At 66.8% G+C, this 24,971-nt stretch carries 19 protein-coding genes and 1 tRNA gene; 14 read left to right on the top strand and 6 right to left on the bottom strand.

Features of this window, described 5'->3' with window-relative positions; all coding sequences use genetic code 11:
- Window positions 1-120: 120 nt before the first annotated feature.
- From V5F63_RS19975 to V5F63_RS19965, 3 genes are all read left to right on the top strand, one after another.
- The gene (locus tag V5F63_RS19975; RefSeq protein ID WP_394103103.1) at window positions 121-540 is read left to right on the top strand and encodes a DUF2946 family protein; all 420 of its coding nucleotides are present in this window, start codon (window positions 121-123) and stop codon (window positions 538-540) included.
- Between the two features lie 208 nt (window positions 541-748).
- The gene (locus V5F63_RS19970) at window positions 749-3,013 is read left to right on the top strand and encodes a TonB-dependent receptor (RefSeq protein ID WP_394103104.1); all 2,265 of its coding nucleotides are present in this window, start codon (window positions 749-751) and stop codon (window positions 3,011-3,013) included.
- A gap of 361 nt (window positions 3,014-3,374) precedes the next feature.
- Complete coding sequence (locus V5F63_RS19965; RefSeq protein ID WP_209485003.1) at window positions 3,375-4,940, top strand: 2-isopropylmalate synthase; 1,566 nt, start codon at window positions 3,375-3,377, stop codon at window positions 4,938-4,940.
- Between the two features lie 88 nt (window positions 4,941-5,028).
- Here the strand turns inward: V5F63_RS19965 and V5F63_RS19960 are convergent, their stop codons facing one another.
- Window positions 5,029-7,005 (bottom strand): DUF6600 domain-containing protein, encoded by a 1,977-nt coding sequence (locus V5F63_RS19960; protein WP_394103105.1) that lies wholly within the window; start codon window positions 7,003-7,005, stop codon window positions 5,029-5,031.
- A 264-nt stretch (window positions 7,006-7,269) separates the two neighbouring features.
- Between V5F63_RS19960 and V5F63_RS19955 the strand changes: the two genes are divergently transcribed.
- The 11 genes from V5F63_RS19955 (at window position 7,270) to V5F63_RS19905 (ending at window position 18,980) form a co-directional block, all read left to right on the top strand.
- On the top strand, window positions 7,270-8,244 hold the full coding sequence (locus V5F63_RS19955) for a tripartite tricarboxylate transporter substrate binding protein BugD (protein ID WP_209489920.1): 975 nt from the start codon (window positions 7,270-7,272) through the stop codon (window positions 8,242-8,244).
- 275 nt (window positions 8,245-8,519) lie between these two features.
- Window positions 8,520-8,981, top strand: a complete 462-nt coding sequence (locus V5F63_RS19950; protein WP_209485000.1) for a tripartite tricarboxylate transporter TctB family protein — start codon at window positions 8,520-8,522, stop codon at window positions 8,979-8,981.
- 9 nt (window positions 8,982-8,990) lie between these two features.
- Window positions 8,991-10,490: a tripartite tricarboxylate transporter permease gene (locus tag V5F63_RS19945; protein WP_209484998.1), complete on the top strand. Its 1,500-nt coding sequence runs from the start codon at window positions 8,991-8,993 to the stop codon at window positions 10,488-10,490.
- Between the two features lie 125 nt (window positions 10,491-10,615).
- Window positions 10,616-10,691 (top strand) — tRNA-Lys (locus V5F63_RS19940).
- A gap of 1,240 nt (window positions 10,692-11,931) precedes the next feature.
- Window positions 11,932-12,270 carry a GCG_CRPN prefix-to-repeats domain-containing protein gene (locus V5F63_RS19935; RefSeq protein ID WP_394103106.1) on the top strand — a complete coding sequence of 113 codons (339 nt, stop codon included), beginning with the start codon at window positions 11,932-11,934 and terminating at the stop codon, window positions 12,268-12,270.
- A gap of 50 nt (window positions 12,271-12,320) precedes the next feature.
- On the top strand, window positions 12,321-12,821 hold the full coding sequence (locus tag V5F63_RS19930; RefSeq protein WP_394103107.1) for a Spy/CpxP family protein refolding chaperone: 501 nt from the start codon (window positions 12,321-12,323) through the stop codon (window positions 12,819-12,821).
- 46 nt (window positions 12,822-12,867) lie between these two features.
- Entirely contained in the window at window positions 12,868-13,350 is a 483-nt protein-coding gene (locus tag V5F63_RS19925) for a cupin domain-containing protein (RefSeq protein ID WP_394103108.1), read from the top strand.
- 102 nt (window positions 13,351-13,452) lie between these two features.
- Window positions 13,453-14,925 carry an FAD-dependent monooxygenase gene (locus tag V5F63_RS19920; RefSeq protein ID WP_394103109.1) on the top strand — a complete coding sequence of 491 codons (1,473 nt, stop codon included), beginning with the start codon at window positions 13,453-13,455 and terminating at the stop codon, window positions 14,923-14,925.
- Between the two features lie 61 nt (window positions 14,926-14,986).
- Entirely contained in the window at window positions 14,987-16,075 is a 1,089-nt protein-coding gene (locus tag V5F63_RS19915) for an S-methyl thiohydantoin desulfurase family protein (protein WP_394103110.1), read from the top strand.
- Window positions 16,072-17,622, top strand: coding sequence for a hydantoinase/oxoprolinase N-terminal domain-containing protein (locus tag V5F63_RS19910; protein WP_394103111.1), 1,551 nt, complete (start codon window positions 16,072-16,074; stop codon window positions 17,620-17,622). The genes V5F63_RS19915 and V5F63_RS19910 overlap by 4 nt, the downstream gene beginning before the upstream one ends.
- Before the next feature lie 95 nt (window positions 17,623-17,717).
- A complete protein-coding gene (locus V5F63_RS19905; RefSeq protein ID WP_394103112.1) occupies window positions 17,718-18,980 on the top strand; it encodes a phthiocerol/phthiodiolone dimycocerosyl transferase family protein in 1,263 nt (420 codons plus the stop codon).
- 48 nt (window positions 18,981-19,028) lie between these two features.
- Here V5F63_RS19905 and V5F63_RS19900 read toward each other — a convergent pair whose 3' ends face one another.
- Genes V5F63_RS19900 through V5F63_RS19880 form a run of 5 tightly spaced genes read right to left on the bottom strand, consistent with a single transcriptional unit; the run spans window position 19,029 to window position 24,946 of the window.
- On the bottom strand, window positions 19,029-20,720 hold the full coding sequence (locus tag V5F63_RS19900; protein ID WP_394103113.1) for an NAD-dependent malic enzyme: 1,692 nt from the start codon (window positions 20,718-20,720) through the stop codon (window positions 19,029-19,031).
- 11 nt (window positions 20,721-20,731) lie between these two features.
- Complete coding sequence (locus V5F63_RS19895) at window positions 20,732-22,525, bottom strand: CocE/NonD family hydrolase (protein WP_394103114.1); 1,794 nt, start codon at window positions 22,523-22,525, stop codon at window positions 20,732-20,734.
- Window positions 22,526-22,580: 55 nt separating this feature from the next.
- Window positions 22,581-22,949, bottom strand: a complete 369-nt coding sequence (locus V5F63_RS19890; RefSeq protein WP_394103115.1) for a hypothetical protein — start codon at window positions 22,947-22,949, stop codon at window positions 22,581-22,583.
- The gene (locus V5F63_RS19885; RefSeq protein WP_394103116.1) at window positions 22,946-23,281 is read right to left on the bottom strand and encodes a hypothetical protein; all 336 of its coding nucleotides are present in this window, start codon (window positions 23,279-23,281) and stop codon (window positions 22,946-22,948) included. The genes V5F63_RS19890 and V5F63_RS19885 overlap by 4 nt, the downstream gene beginning before the upstream one ends.
- Window positions 23,282-23,338: 57 nt before the next feature.
- Window positions 23,339-24,946 carry a thiamine pyrophosphate-binding protein gene (locus tag V5F63_RS19880; RefSeq protein WP_394103117.1) on the bottom strand — a complete coding sequence of 536 codons (1,608 nt, stop codon included), beginning with the start codon at window positions 24,944-24,946 and terminating at the stop codon, window positions 23,339-23,341.
- Window positions 24,947-24,971 lie beyond the last annotated feature (25 nt).

Raw genomic sequence — 24,971 nt, 5'->3', positions numbered from 1 at the left:
CGACAAGTCTGCAACACTCCTGGCAGACCATGCGTCAGGGCTGCCGTCCGCCGCGTCGGCGGCCCATTCCGCCGTTACACACTCCCGTGATGAGTGGTACTCCTGTCGCCGGAGCGGCACATGGCTGGACGCAGGGGCATCAACGCATTCGCGCGACGCGCGGCCGAACGGGCCGCGGGGCGGATTGCGTTGCGCGCGGCTGGCTGGGCCGTCGCTTATGTCCTCGTTCTCCAGGTCGTCCTCGCGGGCTTCGCGCTCGGCTCCATGCCCATCGGGATGGACCCAGCGCTGTGCCTCGGCGCGGCCGCCTCCGACAGGACGACGCCCGACGGCGGGCACGACGGCGATCCGGCCGCGCACAGCCATTGCCAGGCCTGCCTCGCGCGGGCCGATCTTCCCGCTCTGCCGCCACCGCCTCCGGTGCCGGTCGCCGCGCCGCTCACCGGCGCGCTGCGGCTTGATTTCAGCGCGCCCTCCGTCGCGCTTCACGCTTATGTCCTGAGCGCCTTCCGGGCGCGCGCGCCGCCCGCCTCGGCCTGAAGCCGCCAGACCTCGCCGCCCACGCTGCGCGGACCTGGCGCCCTGTCCCACGGCCCGTCCGTTCCCCTTGCGTTAGGGAATACGTCATCCGCCCAGCCTCATCGGCGGGCCGGACTGACGCGCAGTGGCGCGGCCAATGCCTGCCGAACCAAGAACAGTCCGCTCGGCCGCGCCCTCTGATGCCGGCCGCGAGCGCGAGGACACGCATATGTCATCCCCATTCCACCCCGCCAGCAGCCTCTCCCGGCTGCGCGGCACCTTTGCGCGCAGCACCGCCCTTTTCACGCCGTTCGCGCTGGCGCTGGTCCTGATGCCCGTGCTCGTCGCGCCTGCCGTGGCGCAGACCAGCCCGCCGTCGGCCATGGATCTGCCGCCCGTGACCGTGCGCGCCGCGACGCCGACGGCAGCGGCCGCCGGTCCCGGTGCCGATACGGGCAATTTCTCGCCCGCAGACATCGCCCTCATCTCCGGCAGCGAGGCGCAGGCCGCGACCTTGTGGACCAGCGATTCGGGCTCCCTCCTCAACCGCGTCCCCGGTGGCGCGGTATGGGGGGCGGGTGGGGTCTCCAGCCTGCCGGCGGTGAACGGCATGGCGGCGGACCGGGTTCAGGTCGCGGTCAACGGCATGCTGTTCGGCATCGCCTGCCCCAACCAGATGAATCCGCCGTTCTCCTTCGTCAATCCGGCGATGATCGCGAACGTGAAGGTCTATACCGCCACCGCCCCGGTGAGCGTCGGCGGCGACTATACGGGCGCGCGGGTGAACGTGACGGTGGCGCCGCCGAAGTTCACCGAGGGCGAGCAGCTCACCGTCTCGGGCAGCGTCTCGGGCTTCTACCGCAGCAACAACAACAGCTACGGGGTGGATGCCACGGTGACCGTGGCCAATGCCGACACCAGCGTGACCTATACCGGCGGCTGGGCTACCGCGAGCGACTACGTGGCCGGCGACGGCACCACCATCAAGTCCACGATGTACGAGACCCAGAACCACGCGCTGACCATCTCCAAGAAGGTCGGCGAGCAATTGTTCACCGTGGGCATCGGCGGCCAGTTCATCCCCTACGAGGGCTATCCCAACCAATATATGGACCTTGTCGAGAACAAGAGCCTGAACGCCTTCGGGCGCTATCTCGGCGAGTTCGACTGGGGTCAGCTGGAAGGCAACGTCTTCGCGAACCAGATTCGCCACACCATGGGCTTCATCGCGCCCGACAAGATCGGCGACATGCCCATGGACACGCGGGCGACCGATGCCGGCTATGCGCTGAAGGGCACGATGGCGATGTCGTCCCGCGACATCCTGCGCATCGGCAACGAGCTGTACTACAACAACCTCGACGACTGGTGGCCACCGGTTGCCGGCTCGATGATGATGGGGCCGGACACCTTCCAGAGCATCAACAACGGCCAGAAGCTGCGCGTCGGCATCTATGGCGAGTGGGAGCGGCGCATCGACGACCGCTGGACCGCCGTCATCGGCGTGCGCAACGACGTGGTGTGGATGAACACCGGCGACGTCGAGGGCTACAACGCCATGATGTACGGCGCCGACGCCGCGCTCTTCAACGCCCAGAGCCACGCCCGCACCGACTTCAATGTCGATGCCTCGGCCATCCTGCGCTACGAGGCGAACGCCGCCAGCACCTACGAGTTCGGCCTCGCCCGGAAGACCCGCTCGCCGAATTTCTACGAGCGCTATGCCTGGTCCACCAACGCCATGGCCATGGACATGATCGGCTGGTTCGGCGACGGCAACGGCTATGTGGGCAACCTGAACCTCGAGCCCGAAGCCGCCCATACTGCGAGCTTCACCGCCACCTGGCGCGACCCGGTGCGCAACGCCTGGGAGCTGCGCGTCTCACCCTATTACAGCTACGTGGTGAACTATATCGACGCCGACCGCTGCCTGCTGGCCGGCTGCCTCGCGTCGAAGCCCAACAACCCTTACGTCACCAACGATTTCGTCTTCCTGCAGTTCGCCAACCACGATGCGTGGCTCTATGGCGTGAACATCGACGGCAAGATGGAATTGTGGAACGACCTCGCATGGGGGCAGGGCGTGTTCCGCGGCAACCTCAACTTCGTGCAGGGCCAGCGCACCGACGGCGTGAACCTCTACCACATGATGCCGCTGAACGGCGTCATCGCGGTGGACCACAAGCTCGGAAACTGGACCAACAGCCTCGAATTGCAGATGGTGGCGGCCAAAGTGCTGGTGAGCCAGGTGCGCAACGAGCTGGAAACCTCGGCCTACGCGCTGCTCAACTTCCGCACCAGCTACGAATGGCAGCAGTTCCGCTTCGACTTCGGTGTCGAGAATATCCTGGACACCAATTACAACCTGCCTCTGGGCGGAGCGAATCTGGTGAACTATCAGGTGGCGTCGATGATGGGCACCTCTGCCGCCTGGGGCTTCCCGGTGGCAGGCATGGGCCGCTCGTTCAACACGCGCGTGACCTACACGTTCTGAGAAAACGGGGGCGCCGCGCGGCGGCGTCCCCGCCGCGCCCTTGGCCGGACCTTGCTTCCGTCGGCCGGTTCGGCTAAGAGCGGCTTCCCGTACTCGTGAGCGAAGAGCAGAGCGCCCCCGTGTCGTCCCGCACGACCAAGACCGCCGCCTCTCAGCCCCGGACCATCAAGGTTCCGGGCAACGCTCTGATTCTGCGCGCGCTTCTTCTCCTTAGCCGCCCCTGAGGGCCGGCCGGGCTTGCGCCTGGGCACTCAGGGGATCAGCCGCCGCCGGGGTTGAAGACCCGGCGCCCGTTTCGGCTTATGATCCGGACAACATCCCCGCCAGACGGGCCGCGCCGGACGCGAGAAGGACACCGCTTATGACTGCCAATGCCAAGCCCGCCGGCGCCAACGACCGCGTCGTCATCTTCGACACCACCCTGCGCGACGGCGAGCAGTGCCCCGGCGCCTCCATGACCTTCGAGGAGAAGCTGGAGGTCGCGGCGCTGCTCGACGAAATGGGCGTGGACGTGATCGAGGCCGGCTTCCCCATCGCCTCCATCGGCGATTTCGAGAGCGTCGCGGAGATCGCCCGCCGGGCCAAGAATGCCACCATCGCCGGCCTCGCCCGCGCCATCCCCGGCGACATCGCCCGGTGTGGCGAGGCGGTGCGCCACGCCCGTCGCGGCCGCATCCACACCTTCGTCTCCACCTCGCCGATCCATCTGGAGCACCAGATGCGCAAGTCGCAGGAGGAGGTGCTGGAGATCATCGCCGCCACCGTCACCCAGGCCCGCAACCTCGTCGAGGACGTGGAGTGGTCGGCCATGGACGCCACCCGCACCCCGCTGGACTATCTCGCCCGCTGCGTGGAGATGGCCATCAAGTGCGGCGCCACCACCATCAACCTGCCGGACACGGTGGGCTACGCCACGCCGGACGAATACCGCACCATGTTCCGCACCATGCGGGAGAAGGTGCCGAACGCGGACAAGGCGATCTTCTCCGTCCACTGCCACAACGACCTCGGTCTCGCCGTTGCCAATTCGCTGGCGGGCCTGGAGGGCGGCGCGCGGCAGATCGAGTGCACCATCAACGGCATCGGCGAGCGCGCGGGCAATGCGGCGCTGGAAGAGGTGGTGATGGCGCTCTCGGTTCGCCGTGACGTGCTGCCCTACCAGTCGAGCGTCAACACCCGCGCGCTCACCCGCGCGTCCAAGCTGGTCTCGGCGGTCACCTCGTTCCCGGTGCAGTACAACAAGGCCATCGTCGGCCGGAACGCCTTCGCCCACGAGAGCGGCATCCACCAGGACGGGATGCTGAAGCACAACGAAACCTACGAGATCATGACCCCCGAGAGCGTGGGCGTCACCAAGACCTCGCTGGTGATGGGCAAGCACTCCGGCCGCGCCGCCTTCCGCGACAAGCTGAAGACGCTGGGCTACGAGCTGGGCGAGAACGCCCTCAACGACGCCTTCTCCCGCTTCAAGGACCTCGCCGACCGCAAGAAGGTGGTCTATGACGAGGACATCGAGGCGCTGGTGGATCAGGAGATCGCGGTCTCCCACGACCGAATCAAGCTCCTGTCCCTGTCGGTCATCGCCGGCACCCATGGCCCGCAGCGGGCCACCATGCGCTTGTCGGTGGATGGCGAGGTGAAGACCGAGGAGGCCGAGGGCAATGGCCCCGTGGATGCCACCTTCAACGCCATCAAGGCTCTGGTGCCGCATCAGGCGAAGCTCGATCTCTATCAGGTCCACGCCGTCACCGAGGGCACGGACGCGCAGGCCGAGGTGTCGGTGCGGCTGGAGGAGAATGGCAAGGTCGTCACCGCCCGCGCCGCCAATCCGGATACGCTGGTCGCGTCCGCGCAGGCTTACATCACGGCCCTCAACAAGCTGCAGATGAAGCGCCAGAGCGTGAACGCCCAGAGCGCCGTGGGCTGAGCGCGGTGGGCTGAGGCCCGCGCCGATTGCACCAAAAGCAAGGCCGCCCGAAGGGGCGGCCTTTTTTCGTTTCGGATGAGACCCGCGATCAATTGCGGTCCGGAGCCCCTCCGGGAGCACCGGCTGCCCCGCCTGCGCCACCCGGGCGGGCCGGAGCGGCGGGGGCGGGACGGGCGGCGCCAGCCGCTCCCGCGCCCGGCGCGGGCGAAGGCTGAGCGCGCTCCCGGGCGGGCGGCGTGGTCGGCTCGCTCCGCGGCTGGGCCGGCGTCGGATCCTGCGAGCGCTGCAAGCGGTCGCGCACCGAGGGGTCGGTCTGCGCCCGCTCGCCCCCCGGCCGCTGGGGCCGCTCCGGCGCGGCCCGCTGCTCCGGGGTGGGACGCTCCCGCTCCGCGCGCGGGGAGGGCGCGTTCTTGGGCTGGTCCATCTGCCCGGGGGAGGGACGGTCCTCGCGGCCCCGATCGGGATTGGTGGGCACAGAGGGACGGTTCGGCGCGCCGCCCTGCTCCTGCCGTGCGTTCCCGTCCGGCTTTGCCTGCGAGGGGTTCGCCGGCCGGTTGGGCGGCGTCTCCGGCTGGCGGCCCTGATCGGGCTGGGCCTGCCGGTCGCGGCGCTCGGCAGGCGACGCCGCCGGGGGCGTGTCGGGCTGGCGGGCGCGGTCGGGCTCGGCCTGCCGCTCGCTCCGCTCGGGCTGGCCGCTGCGTGGCGCATCGGGACGCGCCGCATTGGGCGGCGTGCGGTCGGGCGGCGTGGTCGGCGCATCCGGGTTGCGCTGCGGCGTATCGGGCGCCCCGGGACGGGCGTTGGGGCCGCCGGGACGGTTGTCGTCGGTCGCGCGGGCCGGCATGGCGTTGGGCCGCTCCTGCCGGATCTTGTCGATCACCTGCTGAGCCCGCTCCTGGCGCTGCTCCACACGCTGCTGCAGCTTCTCATTGCGGGCCTTGATGGCCTCCAGACGCTTCTCCTGCATAGCGCCCGCATTGCGGTTCGCCTCCTCCACGGTCTTCTGGATGCGATCGCGCTGGCGCTCGCCCAACTGGTCGATCTCCCGCTCATAGGCGCGGTTGTTGCCCGACCAGCGCTGCTCGCGCAGCTGGCGCCGCTGGCTTTCGTCTATGACCGAGAGCAGCGCGGCCGAAGGCGCGGCCAGCCCCGGCACCCGGTCACCCACATAGCTCCGCACCAGGATGCGCCGGTCCTGCGGCAGCTCGCGTTCGAAGCGCGGCGGCGGGGGAACGCGGTTCGCGCGGGCGACACGCGGGCCGTAGATGCCCACATAGCCGCCGCGATCGACGAACTCGTCCCGGTAGTTGTCCACGAAGACAACCCGGCGGGAGGGGATGCCGCCTTCGATCACGCTGGCATAGTCATTACGGTCGACGAAGCGGGTGGTCACCACCCCGTCGCGATAGCGCGGCTGGTAGACGCGCGGATTGTCGCGAGACAGCCACACGGCGATCTGCGCAATGGGCGCCACATGCAGTGCCAGCTCCGGCGCGGCGAGGTAGCGGTTTTCGACGAAGACCCAGCTTTCTGCCACCGGCGGGTCCATCACCCGCGGCGCGCCATAGGCATAGCCCCGGGAATCGGGGGCGATCGGTGCCCACCCCGTCTTGCCGCCACCGCTGCGCCACGTCACCCAGGCCGGCGCCCAGGTGTCGCCGGGCACCCAGAACCAGCCATAGGCCTGCTCGTAGCCCCAGCGCCCGTAATGGTAGGTGGCCCAGGCAAAGGGCTCTGCCGAATCCCAGTACCAGCCGTAATCGTCGGTCCAGAGCCAGCGTCCCTCCTGATAGGGCCGCCAGGAGGCGTCGAGGCCCGACGGGACGAACACGTAATCGTAATCGGGATGGCGCACCCAGCTGCCATGCTCGGCCAGCGGCTCGTAGAAGATGTTGATGTCCACCCGCTCCCGGCCGGTCTGCTCGGGCTGGGCCGGGGCTTGCTTCTGCGCCTGCTGCGCGGCTGCCGGCGTCGCAACGGCGAGCGAAGCGACGGCGGGAACCGCGAGCGCGAGCGCCACGGTGGAGAGCAAGGTCCGGGTGAGGGGCGCGCGCGAGATTCTCATGGCGTCTCCTTTTCAAGGTCACTCATGAGAACCGGTCCGGGCCGCGCTGGTTCCTCATCGTAGCCGATCAAAAAACGCCTTAAGTCCTAGGTCTTTAGTTCGGATAACGTGGCTGTGGTGCGGCCGGAAGGTGGCGGATGGACTGCGATTGCGGTGTCCCGTTGCCGTCGCCTGCCGGAAGTTCGGACTTGACGTAGCGGTCGGGTCGATTTTCTAAAGAACCTACAAGGGGACACAGAACGACCCCCGGAGGAGGACATGCCCATGCGAATGCTTTCGGCCGCCCTTGCGCTTGCCGCTGCGATTTCCGTATCGGCTCCGGCGAAGGCGCAGGATTATCCCACGCGGCCGATCACCATGGTGGTTCCGTTCGCGGCCGGCGGGCCGACGGACACGGTGGCGCGGCTCGTCGCTGAATCCATGTCGAAGACGCTGGGCCAGCAGGTCATCGTGGAAAACGTGGGCGGCGCCGGTGGCACTCGTGGCGCGGGCCAGGTCGCGAAGGCCGCGCCCGACGGCTACACGGTCCTGCTCCACCACATCGGCCAGGCCACTGCGGCGACGCTCTATCGCAAGCTCCCGTACAATCCGGCCACCGATTTCGAGGCCGTGGGTCTCGTGACCGCCGTGCCCATGACCATGATCGCCAAGCCCGGCTTCGAGCCCAAGACCATGGCCGACGCCGTGAGCTATGTGAAGGCGAACAAGGACAAGGTGACCTACGGCAATGCCGGCGTCGGCTCGGCCTCGCACCTGTGCGGCATGCTCTTCATGTCGAGCATCGGCACGCAGATGACCACCGTCCCCTATCAAGGCACGGGCCCGGCGATGAACGATATCGTCGGCGGCCAGATCGACCTCATGTGTGACCAGACCACCAACACCACGGGCCAGATCAAGGGCGGCAAGGTGAAGGCCTATGCCGTCACGACCAAGGATCGGGTGAAGTCCCTGCCGGACCTGCCCACCATGCAGGAAAGCGGCATCAAGGACTTCGAAGTTGCGGTGTGGCATGGCATCTACGCGCCCAAGGGCACGCCCAAGGCCATCGTCGATAAGCTGAACGCCGCTCTCGACGTCGCCCTGAACGATCCCAAGGTGGTCGCCCGCTTTGCCGACCTCGGCACCGAGCCGGAGCCGAAGGACCGTCGCAGCCCCGCCTTCCACAAGGATTTCGTCGTCGCCGAGATCGCCAAGTGGAAGCCGGTGATCCAGAGCGCCGGCGTCTACGCGGACTGACCGCCGCCCCGCGTCGCATCCAGCATCACGGCCGCCCCGAACGGCCGTGGTGCCTTTCCACCAGTGCGCGCGACAGCCGGCGCAACCAAGAGCCTGCCCGCGCTCCGGCAACATTGCCTGCCAGATGGCGACCGCATGCCAGCACCAACGGATTCCGCCGACCAAGGGAAATCCGGAACAGAAGTAGATGACCGACGGGGCCGACTGTCGGCCGCTCGGGATCGCACACAGGCCATCGGTCAGAGCGCACCCAAAGGCGCCGGCATGAGGGGGACATGAACATCATCCGCAATCCGAAGGACGTCCTGTCGGGACTCCTCTTCATCGCGCTAGGGCTCCTGTTCGCCTGGCAGACGCAGGAACTGCCCATGGGCACCGCGGTGCGCATGGGGCCGGGCTATTTCCCGCTCCTGCTCTCAGGCCTCCTTGGCCTCCTCGGGCTCATCATCCTCATCAACGGCCTGCGCTTTCCCGGCGAGATGCCGAGCGGCATCGCCTGGCGCGCGGTCATCATCATCACCGGCGCGGTGGTGTTCTTCGGGTTCGCGGTACGCCCCCTCGGCTTCCTGCCCGCCCTCGGCATCACCGTGTTCGTCGCGGCGACGGCCTCGCGCCTGTTCACTTTCAAGACGGCGATCGCCAACACGGTGGTCATGGTGATCTTCGCCTGGGCGGTCTTCATCAAGGGGCTCGGCTTGCCAATACCGATCCTCGGCCCCTGGCTCGGCGGATATTGAGGAGCGACCATGGACCTTCTCGACAATCTCGCCCTCGGCTTCTCGGTCGCTCTATCGTTTCAGAACATCCTCTACTGCTTCGTCGGAGCGCTCCTCGGCACGCTGATCGGCGTCCTGCCGGGCCTCGGCCCGGTGGCGACCATCGCCATGCTGCTGCCGCTCACCTTCGGCCTGCCGCCGGTGTCCGCCCTCATCATGCTCGCCGGCATTTATTACGGCGCGCAATACGGCGGCTCCACCACCGCCATCCTCATCAATCTGCCGGGGGAATCCTCGTCGGTGGTCACCGCCATCGATGGTCACCAGATGGCCCGCAAGGGCCGCGCTGGCGCGGCGCTCGCCACGGCGGCGCTGGGCTCCTTCTTCGCCGGCTCGGTGGCCACCTTCCTGCTCGCGGTGTTCGCGCCGCCGCTCGCCAATCTCGCGCTGCAGTTCGGGCCGCCGGAATACTTCTCGCTGATGGTGCTCGGCCTCATCGCCTCGGTCACGCTGGCTTCGGGCTCGGTGGTCAAGGCCATCGCCATGATCGTGCTGGGGCTGATCCTCGGCCTCTCGGGCCAGGACATCTACACCGGCACGCCGCGCTTCACCTTTGAGCTCCAGGAGCTCTCCGACGGCTTCGACTTCGTGGCGCTGGCCATGGGCATGTTCGGCATCAGCGAGATCATCCGCAACCTTGAGGACGAGCACCAGCGCTCACTGGTGGCGGCCAAGGTGAAGAGCCTGCTGCTGACCAAGGAAGAGTTCAAGCGCATCATCGCGCCCGTGCTGCGCGGCACGGCGCTGGGCTCCTTCCTCGGCATCCTGCCGGGCGGCGGCGCCATGCTCTCCTCCTTCGCCTCCTATTCCATCGAGAAGAAGCTCTCGAAGCACCCGCACGAGTTCGGGCGGGGCGCCATCGAGGGTGTGGCGGGGCCGGAGAGCGCCAACAATGCCGGCGCGCAGACCTCCTTCATCCCCATGCTCACGCTGGGCATCCCCTCCAACCCGGTGATGGCGCTGATGATCGGCGCCCTCATCATCCAGGGCATCACGCCCGGCCCGAACGTGGTGACGGAGAAGCCCGACCTCTTCTGGGGCGTCATCGCCTCCATGTGGGTTGGCAACTTCATGCTGGTGCTGCTCAACCTGCCGCTCATCGGCATGTGGGTGCGCCTGCTGACCGTGCCGTACCACGTGATGTTCCCGGCCATCATCGCGTTCTGCTGCATCGGCGTGTACAGCGTGAACAACAACGTGTTCGACGTGTACACCATGGCGCTGTTCGGCGTGCTCGGCTACGCGCTGGTGAAGCTCGATTGCGAGCCCGCGCCGCTGCTGCTCGGCTTCGTCATCGGGCCCATGCTGGAGGAATACCTGCGCCGGGCCATGCTGATCTCGCGCGGCGATCCCACCGTGTTCGTCACCCGCCCCATCTCCGCCGTGCTGCTGCTGCTTGCGGTCGCCGCTCTGGTGGTGGTGCTGCTGCCCTCGGTGCAGAAGGGCCGCGAGGAAGCGTTCAAGGAGTAGAACCTCAAGCGACGACGCGGCGGCGGGAAGACCTGTGGAAATCTTCGCCGCCGCGCCGTCCGAGGCCCTTGCCAGCCCGAAACGCATTTGCTACACGAACGCCTCCTCTGGGGGCCACCCCGGACGGGCGCATAGCTCAGTTGGTAGAGCAGCTGACTCTTAATCAGCGGGTCCTAGGTTCGAGCCCTAGTGCGCCCACCACTCTTTTCCAAAGAGAACGTATATAACGGATTGCAGTCCGCGTTTCCGTTCCGAACGAGCAACCGGATCAGACCGTATTCGCGACAGTTCCCGCTCTCTTAGCTTGCGCGGCACTCCCATCTTTCACGGTTTCCGCGTCCGTCACGCGGGTCAATCGCGAATAGTCGCGCGGTACGCCATTCCACTTTAGCAAGAGGCGGTCGACGCGCCGCGCCGGCTATCCTGACGTGGGAATGATCGTCCTGACGCGGCATTGTCGTCACGCGATGATCGAAACACATCCCGATCGGCCAGAGAGCGCCGGGTCGATCAGCTGCCAACTCGGATGGATGCGGAGGTTCGCCGAAGCGCCCCAGGTAGGCGGGTGCGACAACCGCCGCCTTGTGCTGCTCGCCCGACACCACGATGGCGATCATGTCTTGATTGATCACCTCGCCAAGCCGCACCCTTGCATCCTATCCCTCCGCGAGGATGGCGAAATCTCTCGTCCGAGACGACGTCGATCTGAACGGCAGGATTGGTGTCCGCGATGCGGGCCAGCAACGGCCCTGAGATCAACTGTTCCGTGATCAAGAACACCGCCAGTCACACAAGGCCGCTTTGGTGCGGGCGGGCTTCCCGGATGGGAATTCCTTTTATGTTCAAGAAATAACGACAAAATACCGCCACGAAAAATCTAAGCCGTGACAGTTATGCAATTGCCGATGTACAACGAGGCGATATGCCGTCAGGTATATCGTAATTCTCAATGATCTACTCTCGATAGATCTCAAAAATCGGCATCGCTCGGCGGCGCCAAAATCACTCCCACTCGATGGTCAATGGGTTTGAGTTCGCGTGGTAAATATTGAGCTTTCCGCCTGCGTTTCAAGTCAATACAAAGTCCGATATCATCAGTTTACGAGCGGTGTATTCGCAAATTCGATATGGTCCTTCGGCCATAAACGCGACCGCGCCACCCCATGGGGGCAGCTCAACACCTGATCGCTGCTGACGCAGATCTCCGCATCTCGATTGTGCGGATCCGCATCTAGCTTGATCGATTCGGCCTCGGCCCCCGGTGGCGCCGCTGGTCACGGCCATTTGAGGCCGGAGCGCCGAGAGGCGACAGGGCATCACCAGTTCTGTCGATGCGCCGTGAGCGTGGGGGAGATAATTCCCTGGCACCGGGTCCGCAAGGGGGCCCTTTGGTGCGGGCTGCGATCTTCGAGGCCCAGGACGTCTCACTGCGAGTGATCCCATGCGAAACACCTTCGGACTGATTTCCGGCCTGTGGCTCGGTATGCTGGCGGTGCTGCCGGCTTCGGCGATGCCCCTGGCGCGCCCTCCCGTGCCAGAGTCCGCCGTCTTAACCCCCGTCGCCCAGGGCTGCGGCCCGGGCTGGTGGCGCGGGCCTTGGGGCCATTGTCGCGATACCCCCTATACCGGCCGCGTGCCGGGCGGCGGGTGGGTCTACGACCTGCCACCCACCTACGGCTATTTCGGTAATGGCTGCCCGCCCGGCTATTGGCATGGCCCCTGGGGTCATTGCCGCGACACCCCCTATCACGGCCGGCTGCCCGGAGGCGGATGGCAGTGACGGCAAGCGGCGTCTCTCCCCTGAAATCCGGTGACACGAAGGATCTGACCATGAACCGCACCCTCATGGCCGCCCTCATGGGCACACTCGTCATTGCAGCGCCCACCGCGCGAGCCCAAACATCCCCGTCCGTCGGCACGCCGCTGGCGCCTCCTGCCGTGGAACTTTACAGCGCAGCGGATGCGCAGGCCGTGCTCAATGCGCGCATTCTCGCGCTGAAGACGGTGATCAACATGACCCCTGAGCAGGAAAAGCTCTGGCCGCCGGTGGAAGCCGCCATCCGCGCGGTGGCGAAGCAGTCAGCCGAGCGCCGCGCCGAGCGCGCGAAGGCGCCACAGCCGGCCGATTTCGTGGATATCCTAGACCGAATTGCCGACGCCGAGGCTCTGCGGGCGCGCGACCTGAAGATGGTGACGGTCGCGCTGAAGCCTCTCGTCGGGTCTCTCACGGCGGAGCAGCAGCGGCGCATCCCCGCCTTCCTAGGCCTGCGCGAAGGCGCCGGCCTGCCCCAGCCCACCGCCGAGATCTGGCTGTTCGAAGAAGAGAACTAGGCTGGATCATTTTTATCTCGTCAACCTCAGTTTCAAGGAGGCCCCCGTGTCCATATCCTTCCTGCATTCAAGGGGCACCGAAGCGCCCATCAAGATCCCCGCCATCGGGCTCGACCTGTTCGTGCGCATGCCACCGGCGGCGAGTTCGGGCGAGTTCTGCTTCATCGAGACCATCAATGCCCCCGGCGCGGGTCCCCCCCGGCATCGCCACCGCGAAGCGGAGATCTTCCGCGTCATCGAGGGCCGGTATCTCTATGAGGCGGACGGCCAGCGCTTCTATGCCGAGGCTGGTGACGTGGTGAGCATTCCAGGCGGGGTCGAGCACGGCTTCTGCAATGTCACCGACAAGCCCGCGCGCCAGTACATCCTCATGGCCCCGGCCCTTGATGCGGCTGCCTTCTTCACCGAGCTGGCCGGGGTGATGCATGACGGCATCCCCGACCAGGCAGCGCTCAATGCCTTCGGGCTGAAGTGGCACGTGGAATTCCTGGGTCCGCCCGTCAACAGGAACGACCAGCCCACGGAATAGTGCGGCTGCATCTGCGGCGACGCCATGATGCAAGATCAAGAGGCCCGTCCCGCGGGGTGGGCCGAAGCACAATATCAGGGGGAGGACAGGATGAAGGAGCAGGTGCTCATCGCCGGCGCGGGGCCGGTGGGTCTGACAATGGCCCTGGAACTCGCCCGCTACGGCGTCCCAGTGCGCATCATCGACAAGGTCCCCGAGCCGACCCACACGTCCCGGGCAGTCGCGGTGTGGCCGCGAACGCTGGAACTGCTCGACCGCTCCGGGGCGGCGGCCGACATCATCGCCATAGGCAACAAGGTCACCGTTGCCAACATCCTGTCGGGTGGCCGTTCGGTGGCCTCGCTGTCGCTCGATCAGATTCCCTCGCCGTATCCGTTCGCGCTGATGGTGCCGCAGTACGAGACTGAAGCCGTGTTGCGGCGTCACCTCACAGCCCACGGCGTCACGCCCGACCTCGGCGTCGAGCTTCTCGGCTTCGAGCAGGACGAGGATGGCCTTTCCGCCCGCCTGCGGGAGCCGGACGGCACGGAGAGCATCAAGCGCTTCGCCTTTCTGGTCGCCTGCGACGGCGCGCACAGCGTAGTGCGTCATCGGCTTGGCCTGGAATTCCACGGCGATACGCTCGGCCTCGACTGGACGCAGGGCGATTTTCATCTCAGCGGATATCCCTTCCCGTCCTCGCAGATGGCGATCTTCTGGCATGAGGACGGGCCACTGCTGTTTTTTCCCATGGCGCCCGACCGCGCGCGGATCATCACGAGCCTCGGCGTCTCGACCGGAGCGGAACCCGTGGCGCTGGAACAGAAGGCCTTCCAGAAGATGGTGGAGGCCCGCGGCCCCGGGGGGATCACGCTAACCGGCACGGAATGGGTCAGCGCGTTCCGCATTAACGAGCGGCAGGTAGAAAACTATCGGTCGGGGCGGGTCTTCCTCGCTGGCGACGCCGCCCACATCCACAGCCCGGCTGGCGGACAGGGCATGAATACCGGCATGCAAGACGCCATCAATCTTGCATGGAAGCTGGCGTTGGTGAGCCATGGCGTCGCTTCCGCTCCGGCGCTGCTGGAGAGCTACGATCTGGAGCGCCGGCCGGTGGGAGCGCAGGTGATCGCGGCCTCGGGGCGCATGACCCGGATCGGCACGCTGCCCGATCACACGCTGCAGCATGTACGCGACTTCATCGCCCATATCCTGATGGGACTGCCACCGGTACAGAGGGCCATCACCGGACTGATGGCGGAAGTCTCCATCGGCTATCCCAATAGCCCGCTCAACGGGCCCTCCCTCGGTGAAGTGAAGGCGGGTGCGCGGGTGCGGCCGGTGGCTGGCGTGGCGCCGTTCGGCTCGGGCAACACGCCAGTATTCACCGCGTGCGGCGGAAGCGGCGCGGCCAAACTCGCCTCGCACTTCCCACGGCTCGTGGTGGCGCTGGCGTGTCCGTCTGGCGAGGAGGCTCTCCTCTCGCTGGTCCGGCCGGACGGCTACCTCGCCGCCGCAGTGCAGGACGCGGACTGGGAAGCCCTTATCCCCTATCTCGACCACCTTGGTACGGAGCGCCGAGAGCCTATCATTTAGGACATAATCCTGAAAGTTCTTGGCGGCCGGAATGACAGTCCGCCGCAGAGAAGGAACCGCGATGCCTCGATTCCTGGATTCGGAAGAACTCGATCTGCTGGCGATCGGCGCCTGGATTCTCGGGACGGGAGGCGGCGGATCGCCCTATGCCTCCCACCTCGTCGCCCGGCAATTCTATGAAGACGGCGGCCGGATCGCCCTTCTCGATCCCGACGAACTCGCTGACGACGACGTTGTCGCCGTGGTCTCGACCATGGGCGCGCCGCTGGTGTTCCAGGAACGAATGACCGATGCCGCCTTCGCCTTGAAGCCGGTGCGGATCATGGAGGATTTTCTGGGCCGACCGTTCCGGGCGGTGATGACGGTGGAGATCGGCGGCTGCAACGCCTTCCAGCCACTTCTCGTCGCCGCGGCATCCGGCCTGCCCGTGGTGGATGCTGACGCCATGGGCCGGGCCTATCCCGAGGCCCAGATGCAGACCTTCTCCATTGCTGGACTTGGTATGGCACCGCATGTGGTCTCGGACATCCGCGACAACGACGTCATTATCCCCACTGCCTCCGGCTGGCACGAGATGGAGCGGGTGCGGCGCAAGGTCTGCACGGAGTATGGATCGGTCGCCACCACCTGCCAGGCGCCGCGGACCGGGGCGGAGGTGAAGCGTCACGCGGTCCTGCGCAGCCTGTCGCAGGCCATCGCCCTGGGGCGCGAGGTGCGGCGCGCGAAGATGGCCCATGAGGACCCCGTCGAGGCGACCGTGGCTGCCGGCGGCGGCAAGCGGCTGTTTACGGGCAAGGTGATGGATGTGCAGCGGCGCACCACCGAGGGCTTCCTGCGCGGCTCCCTCAGCCTGGCCGGCCTGGGTGACGATGCCGGCGCGTCCTTCGACATCGCGTTCCAGAACGAATTCACCATCGGCCGGCGCGATGGCGCGGTGATCGTCACCACGCCCGACCTGATCTGCGTGCTCGACACCATCTCGGGCGAGGCCATCGGCACGGAGAGCCTGCGTTACGGCCAAAGGGTCACGGTCATCGCCCTGCCATCGCAGCCGATCCATCGCAGCGCGGAGGGGCTACGGCATGTCGGCCCGCGCGCCTTCGGCCATGACGTGGACTTCCACAGCGTCTTCGGGGAGGAGCCGGCATGAGCCGAATCGGAATCGACGTCGGCGGCACCAATACGGATGCCGTCCTGCTCGAGGGCGGCAAGGTGCTCGCCGCGCTGAAGCGGCCGACCACCGTCGATGTCGCGGACGGCGTGCGCCGGGCGCTGGTCGATCTGGTCGCCGCAGCCGCCGGCCATCCGGCCCTCGAGCGGATCGAAGCGGTGATGATCGGCACCACGCATTTCACCAATGCCGTCGTGGAGCGCCGCCATCTCGACCGGGTCGCGGCTCTGCGCATCGGCCTGCCCGCCAATGCCGGCCTGCCGCCCTTCATCGGCTGGCCGAAGGACCTCGCCGCAGCCATGCGGGGAAGCATCCACATGGTGGCCGGCGGTCACGAATATGACGGGCGGACCCTGGTGCCGCTGGACCGCGCGGCCGTGCGGCGCGAGGCGCAGCGCATCGCCGACAGTGGCATCCGTTCGGTCGCCATCACCAGCGTCTTCTCCCCCCTCACCGACGCATGCGAGCGCGAGGCCGCCGAGATCGTGCGGGAGGTGATGCCGGCGGCGCGCATCACGCTTTCCCACGAGATCGGCCGGATCGGCCTGCTCGAACGCGAGAATGCGGCGCTGTTGAATGCCGGGCTGCAGGGTCTCGCGCAGCGCACCACGACGGCCTTCGTGCGGGCGCTGCGCGACAGCGGCATCTCGGCGCCGCTCTATCTCACCCAGAATGACGGCACCATCGTGCAGGCGGCGGTGGCGGAGCGCCATCCCGTCTATTGCTTCGCCTCCGGTCCCACCAACAGCATGCGCGGCGCGGCCTTCCTTTCGGGCCTGACCGATGCGCTGGTGGTGGATGTGGGCGGCACGACCACCGATGTGGGCTGCCTCAGGGGCGGGTTTCCGCGCCAGGCCAATGCGATGGTCGAGATCGGCGGGGTGCGCACGCTGTTTCGCATGCCGGACCTGATCTCCATCGGTCTCGGCGGCGGCACGGAGATTGCCGATGACGGGCGCCGGATCGGTCCGGGCAGCGTCGGCTTCCGGCTGCCGGAAAAGGCGCTGTGCTTCGGCGGCGACACGCTGACCGCCACGGACATCGCGGTCGCAGCCGGACGGATCGCGCTGGGAAAGTCGGGCCTCGTGGGCAGGCTCCCCGGCCCTCTGGTGGCCGACAGCCTCCTGCACATGGAACGCATGGTTGCCGAGGTGGTGGACCGCATGAAGACGGATGCGGCGCCGGTTCCCCTCATCGCGGTGGGCGGCGGGAGCTTTCTGGTGCCCGATCGCATGGAGGGCGTCTCGCAGGTGGTGCGCATCGAGCACCATGCGGTGGCCAATGCCGTGGGCGCCGCCATCGCCCAGGTGAGCGGCGAGGTGGACCGCATTTTCTCCGGTGTCGAGCGCGACGCGGCGCTCGAGGACGCGCGCCGGGAGGCGACGCGACGGGCCATCGAGGCCGGCGCCGACGCGAATAGCGTGCAGACGCTCGACATGGAAGACATCCCGATCGCCTATCTACCCGGCAATGCGCGCCGCGTGCGCGTGCGCGTCATCGGGGAGATCGCGCGGCTCGCCGGGTAGCGCAGGGCGACGGATGGCCGGCGAGCGCCGATCGCCCGAGCGGCCCCCCTTCTTCGTCCAGCATGTTCCAATCTGATCTGCGTACAGGACCGCACATGCACAATGATCTCAGTGAAGCGACGCCGGCCGGACAGGGCACGGCGGGTCGGAGCGTCTATCGCGCAGCCTCGCCCACGGAATTGATCTACATCGCCACGCGCATGATCGTCGTGAGCCGCAGCAGCATCTCCGGGACGATCGGCAGGGCGCAGTTCGAGGCGGCCGTCGCGCATCTCGAAGCGCGATTTGGCATCTTGCGCGCGGTGGTCGAGGATGGGTATTTCGTCGAACGGACGGACGACCGATCCGCTGTCGAGAGCTGGTTGCCCGCCGATAGCTGCTCCGCCGAGGCATTGTACGCGCAGTTGCTGAATGCCGACCTCGACACGTCGAAGACGCTCTATGCCATCCACGTCATCGCTGCCGATGACGCAATCGACGTCTTCATGCTCACGTCCCACGCCATCACTGACGCGACATCGCTGATCGAACTGCATTCCTGTCTCGCTCACATGTGCGATTGCGCCGTGCGCGGCGAGGCCCCGGCCCTCGGCGTGCAGCCGTTCCCGACCCCGGTCGATGAAGCCGTGAGCCGCAGCCTGGCGGCGCTCGGCACCGATGCGCCGCCGTCGTCCTATTCCGGCGAGTTTGCCGAGATTCCCATGCCCGCCCCCCATGACGGCGGCCCCGTGACCCACCGGCTCGAGCGGATCGTGATCGGGGTGGATGCTGTACATAGGATGAAGGAGGCGAGCCACGCCACCGGCTCTTCCGTGCACGCGCTCCTGCTGGCCGCATTCGCGCTCGCCATACGTGACGTCGCGGATGGCCACCCGCGCCAGATCCTCATGCGATCATCGGTGGACATGCGCCGGCGGCTCGAGCCCCATGTTTCCCCCGAACTGGTGTTCACGGCCATCACCGGGCACATCACGCCCGTCCTCGACCTCGACCGGCCCATGGTGGAGATCGCCCGATTCATCTTTGACGATATCCACCAGGGGCTGGCCAACGGCAGCATTTTTCACGACTACATCAACTATCCGCGGGCCTTCGGCAGCCCACAGCAGGCGCCGGTCGCCATCAACGTGTCCGACATCCAGACGGTGCTGTTTCACTGGCCGGTCGAGCGGCTGGCCGTGACCGGATTTGAGTATGCATTGGGCTGGATGAAGAGATTTCCCAATGTCTCGGTGTCGGTCTACGACGGCACGCTGATCGCCAACATCGTGTATGTGGAGGAGTTCGCCACTCCGACAACGATGCGGGCGATCGCGGACGGCTTCGTCAGGGTGCTGGAGTCGGTCTGCGGACAATAGAAGGCCGGTCCGGAGGAGCGCGTTGCCCGCGCGGCGCGGTTGGGGCGTTTATGCCCCCGTTGCGGTGAGCGGTATGTAACGTGGCGTCCAGATCTTGGCACGCAGGCGCTGCCGGATCTGATCGATTGTGAGGTCGGGCGCATGGCCGTCCCGGAGCGCCTGCATGGCAACCGCGAGGGCGACCTTTTCCGCGACCTCGCGCAGGGCGCTCACCGGGGGCAGGAGATTGTGCCTCGGATTGTCGCGCGCCGGCGACGCGTCGGCCAGCGCCTTCGCTGCCGCCATGAACATGCCGTCCGTGACGCGGCTTGCCCCCACCGCCAGAACGCCGAGGCCAATACCGGGAAAGATGTAGGAATTGTTGGTCTGGTCCACCTTGAAGGGGACGCCGTCGCGCAGGAGCGGGGGAAACGGGCTGCCGACGCCCACCAGGGCCCGCCCATCGCTCCATGCCTCGATATCCGCCGGCGTCGCCTCCGCCCGTGAGGTCGGGTTCGACAGCGGAAAGATGACCGGCCGCGCGTTGCACTCGGCCATGGCGCGGACGACCGGCTCGCCGAAAGCGCCCGCCAGGCCGGAGACGCCGATCAGCACGGTGGGTCGCGCATTGCGCACCACGTCCAGCAGCGCAATCTTGTCGGGATGTTCGAGCGTCCAGCCTTCAATCGCCTGTCTGGCCTGCACGAAGGGGGCCTGGAACGGCGCAAGGCCGGTCATGCCTTCCATCAGCAGCCCGTCGCGATCGACCATGAAGAAGCGTTGTGTCGCCTCGCTTTCCGACAGGCCGGCATCGCACATGGCGGAGCGGATCAGGCCGGCGATGCCGCAGCCGGCCGAGCCGGCGCCGAACACGGCAACCCGCTGCTCGGTCAGCGGCACGCCGGTGACGTTGATGGCCGCCAGCAAGGTGCCGGTCGCCACCGCGGCTGTACCCTGAACATCGTCGTTGAAGGTGCAGAGCCGGTCGCGATAGCGCTCCAGCATGCGCGTCGCATTGCTCTTGGCGAAATCCTCCCATTGCAGGAGAACCTTGGGCCAGCGCCGGATCACGGCGGAGACGAAGGCCTCAATGAAGTCGTCATACTCCTGCCCCCGCACGCGCTCGTGGCGCCAGCCCACATAGAGTGGATCGGCGAGGCAGTCGGCATTGTCGGTCCCGACATCGAGCAGGATGGGCAGAGTGGTGGCCGGATGCAGGCCGCCGCAGCCTGAATAGAGCGCGAGCTTGCCGATGGGGATGCCCATGCCGCCCGCCCCCTGGTCTCCTAGCCCCAGGATGCGCTCGCCATCGGTCACCACGATCGCCTCCACCGCGTCGAAGCGCGGCTGCGCGAAGATCTGGTCGAGCCTTGACTGGTGCGGAATGCTGAGGAAGAGGCCGCGCGGCTTGTGGTAGAGGCGGCTGAACTGCTGGCAACCGGCACCGACCGTGGGCGTGTAGACGATGGGCAGCAGCTCTTCCAGGTTTCCGACCAGCGTCGCGTAGAACAGGGTTTCGTTGATGTCCTGCAGTTCGCGCAGGAAGGCATAGCGCTCCAGATCGGTCTCGAACTGGCGCAGCGACTGGAGGGCGCGGGAGATCTGCTCGTCCAGGGTCGAGACATGGGGCGGCAGCAATCCGTGCAGATGGAAGGCGTCGCGCTCGTCCTCGGAGAAGGCCGTGCCCTTGTTGAGCTGGGGGTCGGCCAGCAGTTCGTACCCGCTCAGCGCGGTGGCCATCGATGCCGTCGCCTCAGACATGAAAATCTCTCCTACCGCTGGCTGGCGCGCTTGAGCTCGATGAAGGTGTCAGGTCCGTAATGAAGGGTATTGCGTGCGTAATAGGGCGGCACCTGCATGTCGAACTGGGCGTGGCCGTGGCTGACGTCGCTGCGCAGGAGATCGGTGCGGCTGGCGATGTCGAGGCGCAGCCGCTCGCCCGGCTTCAGCACCACGGGCTGGGGCGTGAGGCTGAAGCGCAGCGTAACCGGCACGCCGGGTGTCAGGGGCTCGGGCGTGTCGATGTCGATGGCGATTTCGGTCATGGTGGAGCGCGCGGCGTCGATCCTGCGGCAGGCGGGGCGGATCGCGCCCATGGAAAGGATCTGGTAGCCGCCATCCGCCGAGACGAGGCCGGTGCGGGCCACCACGTAGGAATCGATCTCGTTGGAGCTGAAGGAGAGGCTCATCGTCACCGGCCCGGTCAGCTCCGTCTCTTGCTCCACCGACAACTCGAAGGTGAGGCGCTGGTTTTCGACCTCGTCGAAGCCCGCCGTCACGATGGCACCGAGCGGAACCGCCGCCCAGCGGTTCGTCCCGCCTTCGCCCGGCGCGGGGTCGAGGCGATGGGTTGCGGCATCGGCGCCATTGGAGGCGAGGTAGAGGCGCAGCGCCGTGCTGCCGGGAAGCGGCCAGTCCGGCGCGCTGCGATAATCCTTGGCCCCTTCCGTCCAGTATCGCACCCGCGGCTGCGCGGCATAGCCGTTGTCCGCGCCGTAGACGAGATGGTCGAAGAAGGCGAGCGCCTCCAACTGCCAGGCGTAGACCGGCAGGTCATAGGTCGCAGGGCCGACGATCAGCCAGCGGTGATCCTTCGGCGTGCCGGCATTCTCGAACAGATCGTAGGCGCCGAACTGATGCAGGTTGAGATATCCGGCATTCTGCACCACCACGAACGGCACCTCTATGTCCCCCAGCGCGCCGGACGGGCCAGCCGGCAGCACGCTCGTCCCCCGGGTCTTGCCGTCGAGCATGAGGCCGGCGAACAGCTGCCGCGTCTGCGCCGTCGGCACCTGCCGCTGGAAGGTTCTCATGATCCGCGTCATGCGCTTCTTCAGCTGCGGCCACCACACGTGCTTCAGGGGCGAGTTGGTGATGTGGCTCACCAGCGCGCGCAGCAGCGGCGGTAGATGTAGCCTGAACTGCAGGGGCGTGAAGTTCGCCCCCATCCAGAGGGCGAAGAAATCGGGCTGCGGCGCGCCGCCGAACATGGCGATGTGGCGAAAGAAGTCCGTGCACATCTCGTTGGTGAAGAAGCCCCTCAGGGCGGGTGGGCGAAGTCGCGCCACCTGCGGCTGGGTCAGCCCGTAATAGGAAGTGCCGAACAGCACCACCTGGCCGTCGCACCAGGCCTGGGCCGCGGCCCATGCGATGACCTTGGCGTGGTCCTCCACGTCGGTGTCGTTCAGGTAGACGGCATCCTCCCCGCCCGAGCGGCCCATGCCACGGCGGGTGACGATCACATGGGCATAGCCGCGATCGGTGAAGACCGGCGGGCTGCCGGTCTCGTTGTTGCCGGCCGGGACGCCGGCGGCCTGCAATTCCTTGGAATAGGCGGCAAAGCAGACGACCGCCGGATAGCGGCCGGGTGCCTTGGGCACATAGACATCGGCGGCGAGCGCGATGGATGGCGCCACCTCGACCATCTGGTCCGTGAGGACGCGGCAACCGAGCCCCGACTTCGCGGCGGGCCCCGGCGTCCAGCCCGCGAGCTGCGCGCCGAACAGGCCGCCCTTTGGCGCGATGAGATTGTCCCAGAAGCCCGGCTTCCCGTTCTTGGCCGTCATGTGCATTGCCCCCCGGTCTCAAGCTCGCCTCGCCAGATCTTGGCGCGAGGGCGCCCTACAATTGTGAGATATCGAGGCCGGTCTTCTTCTGCGCGGCCAGGCGCATCTCGCGCACCACCCATTTCTGCTTATCATCCGGAATGAAAAAGCCGCCGATGCCGGACGAAAATAGCAGGTCGAAGACCCGCTCGGTCACCTGGGTGAGCGCCTGCTCCAGGTCCGCTCCGGCCTCGGGCTTCGGGGGCACCATGATGACGATGGTGTCTTCCATCTGCTCGACGATCTCGATGCTGAAATCCGGGCCCGGCGTGTAGCCGAACTCCGCGCAGACCACCCCGACCGGATCGGCGAGGAGCTTTGCGCGGTAATCGGGATCGGTGGCGATGCGCTCGTAATTCTTCTCGACGAAATCGGCGTTGCTCATGGCTGATCTCCCTCGGTGCGGGCCGCGTTGCGGAGGGCCAGCAGCTTGAATTTGGCGGCCACGGGCACGAGCCAGATGAACAGGCCCTGGCTGGACCACAGGTCCATCTGGTTGAGCGGCGTCGCGGCGGGCGGCGCATGGGGCGCGCGGGCGGGCGGAATGGTGAAGTAGACCCGGTCGCGCCGCTGCACCACCACCTTCACCTTGACGCCGGCCGGCACCTCCACACCCATGGTCTTCAGCGCCTCGGCGGGATCGCTTTCCACCTGCGCGGCGAACGCGTCGTCGGTCCACACGCGCCGCGTCAGTTCCTTCTCGAAATCCCCGGACACGGATGTCTCCCTTATTCTGCATTGATGGAGATGCGGCGGGGCAGTGCCGCCGCCGGTTCACGGCTCGCGATTGATGATCAGGAAGCTCGGACCTTGATGCGCGAGCGCGCGGGCGAGCACGTCCCCGACGTCCCCGACGGCGTCGATCGTCTCGACGCGGGCACCAAAGCCTTCGGCGACCTTCTGCATGTCCACATCGGGATCGCTGAAGTCCAGACCGACGAAGTGCGTGCTCGCGATGGTCGTGCCCATCACATTGCACCACAGGTCCTTCAGCAGCCGATATTCGTTGTTCACGAAGCAGATGAAGATGGACGGGATGGAATATTTCGCGGCCGTCCAGAGTGCGTGGATGGAGAACAGGCTGCCTCCGTCGCCGACGAAGCAGGCGGCGTGCTTGCCGCTTGCCAGGCCGATGCCCACGCCCAGCGGCAGGGCCCAGCCCAGCCCGCCGCCGCGAGGCGAGAAATGCACGTTTCGGAAGCCGAGGCTCACAGCCATGTCCTGCACGATGGCGTCCTCGGACGAACCTTCCGTAACGACATGCGTCGATCGGTCGAGATGGCGCAGGACCGCCAGGATCAGCGCATCGCTCGCGTGCGGTCCCGAGGCGGGATATTTCGCATCCAGAGCGCCGTCGCTGATCGCCCGCCCGTCGGCTGCCGCGGTCGGGGCACCCAGCACGGACGCGAGCGCGTCCAGGGTCGCATGGACGTCGCCGAGCACGGCCATGTCGCAGGGAAAATCGAAGCCGAGCTGGCTGGCCGCCGGCGCGATCTGGACGACCTGCAATTCCGCCGGCAGCGCCTGGAGGCCATCATAGGTGAAAGTGTCGACCTTCTCGCCGATCAGCAGTATGGTGTGGTAGCGGCCGAGCGTCTCATTGATCTTCTTCGTGGTGGGAGGAAGCTGGCCACGGAAGTTCGGATGCAGCGGATCGACCGTCCCCTGCACGTGGAAGGGGGCGGCATAGATGTCGGCTCCGAGCGCACCGGCTATGCGGCTGACGGTGTCGATGCCGTGCGCCGCGCCCACCGCATAGTCGGCGACGATGGCGAGCTTGCCCCGGGGCACCGCCGCAAGGGCGGCGGCCACCTCGCCGATGGCGCGGGGCACCACATCCTCGATGATGCGTGTCTTCTTGAACGTCGTATGTTCAGTCTCTTCCAGCATGAAGTTCATGGGGATGGAGAGGAAAACGGGACCCGTCGGCTGGAGCCGCGCGTGCAAGTAGCAGCGCTGCAGGGCGACGGCGAGATCGTCCGTGCGGGTCACCTCATAGGCGTATTTGGTGGCGGTCTGGGCCAGCTGGACATTGGGCGCGCCCAGCACCGGATTGTGGATGAGGAAGCGGGAATCCTGCTGCCCGTTGATGACCAGCAGGGGCACCCCGGACATCAGCGCGTTCCGCATATTGAACATGCCGTTGGCGAGGCCCGGATAGGTATGGAGGCTGACGATGGACGGCTTTCCGGTGATCAGGGCATAGCCCGCGGCAATGCCGACCGCGCTCGATTCATGCAGCGACAGGACATAGGTGGCCTTCGAGGCCGCCACCGCCGCGAGGAAGGTGGTCTCCGTGGTCCCGGGATTGCCGAAAACAAACGGAATTTCATAAGTCTCAAGGAAATCCTGGATGAGCTCGCCACCGGTCCGGGTCGTCATGTTCGCTCCAATGATCTTGCCGGAG

The sequence above is a fragment of the Xanthobacter wiegelii genome (assembly GCF_043193855.2).
GTDB classification, from domain to species: Bacteria; Pseudomonadota; Alphaproteobacteria; order Rhizobiales; family Xanthobacteraceae; genus Xanthobacter; species Xanthobacter flavus_A.
The sequence above is the reverse complement of the archived record's forward strand: the minus strand, read 5'-3'. Positions and strand labels throughout refer to the sequence as shown.

What these genes read in the sequence shown, in the direction of transcription:
- V5F63_RS19975 (WP_394103103.1), top strand. Translation starts at nt 121, where the DNA reads ATGGCTGGACGCAGGGGCATCAACGCATTCGCGCGACGCGCGGCCGAA.
- V5F63_RS19970 (WP_394103104.1), top strand. Translation starts at nt 749, where the DNA reads ATGTCATCCCCATTCCACCCCGCCAGCAGCCTCTCCCGGCTGCGCGGC.
- V5F63_RS19965 (WP_209485003.1), top strand. Translation starts at nt 3,375, where the DNA reads ATGACTGCCAATGCCAAGCCCGCCGGCGCCAACGACCGCGTCGTCATC.
- V5F63_RS19960 (WP_394103105.1), bottom strand. Translation starts at nt 7,005, where the DNA reads ATGAGAATCTCGCGCGCGCCCCTCACCCGGACCTTGCTCTCCACCGTG.
- V5F63_RS19955 (WP_209489920.1), top strand. Translation starts at nt 7,270, where the DNA reads ATGCGAATGCTTTCGGCCGCCCTTGCGCTTGCCGCTGCGATTTCCGTA.
- V5F63_RS19950 (WP_209485000.1), top strand. Translation starts at nt 8,520, where the DNA reads ATGAACATCATCCGCAATCCGAAGGACGTCCTGTCGGGACTCCTCTTC.
- V5F63_RS19945 (WP_209484998.1), top strand. Translation starts at nt 8,991, where the DNA reads ATGGACCTTCTCGACAATCTCGCCCTCGGCTTCTCGGTCGCTCTATCG.
- V5F63_RS19935 (WP_394103106.1), top strand. Translation starts at nt 11,932, where the DNA reads ATGCGAAACACCTTCGGACTGATTTCCGGCCTGTGGCTCGGTATGCTG.
- V5F63_RS19930 (WP_394103107.1), top strand. Translation starts at nt 12,321, where the DNA reads ATGAACCGCACCCTCATGGCCGCCCTCATGGGCACACTCGTCATTGCA.
- V5F63_RS19915 (WP_394103110.1), top strand. Translation starts at nt 14,987, where the DNA reads ATGCCTCGATTCCTGGATTCGGAAGAACTCGATCTGCTGGCGATCGGC.
- V5F63_RS19910 (WP_394103111.1), top strand. Translation starts at nt 16,072, where the DNA reads ATGAGCCGAATCGGAATCGACGTCGGCGGCACCAATACGGATGCCGTC.
- V5F63_RS19905 (WP_394103112.1), top strand. Translation starts at nt 17,718, where the DNA reads ATGCACAATGATCTCAGTGAAGCGACGCCGGCCGGACAGGGCACGGCG.
- V5F63_RS19900 (WP_394103113.1), bottom strand. Translation starts at nt 20,720, where the DNA reads ATGTCTGAGGCGACGGCATCGATGGCCACCGCGCTGAGCGGGTACGAA.
- V5F63_RS19895 (WP_394103114.1), bottom strand. Translation starts at nt 22,525, where the DNA reads ATGACGGCCAAGAACGGGAAGCCGGGCTTCTGGGACAATCTCATCGCG.
- V5F63_RS19890 (WP_394103115.1), bottom strand. Translation starts at nt 22,949, where the DNA reads ATGAGCAACGCCGATTTCGTCGAGAAGAATTACGAGCGCATCGCCACC.
- V5F63_RS19880 (WP_394103117.1), bottom strand. Translation starts at nt 24,946, where the DNA reads ATGACGACCCGGACCGGTGGCGAGCTCATCCAGGATTTCCTTGAGACT.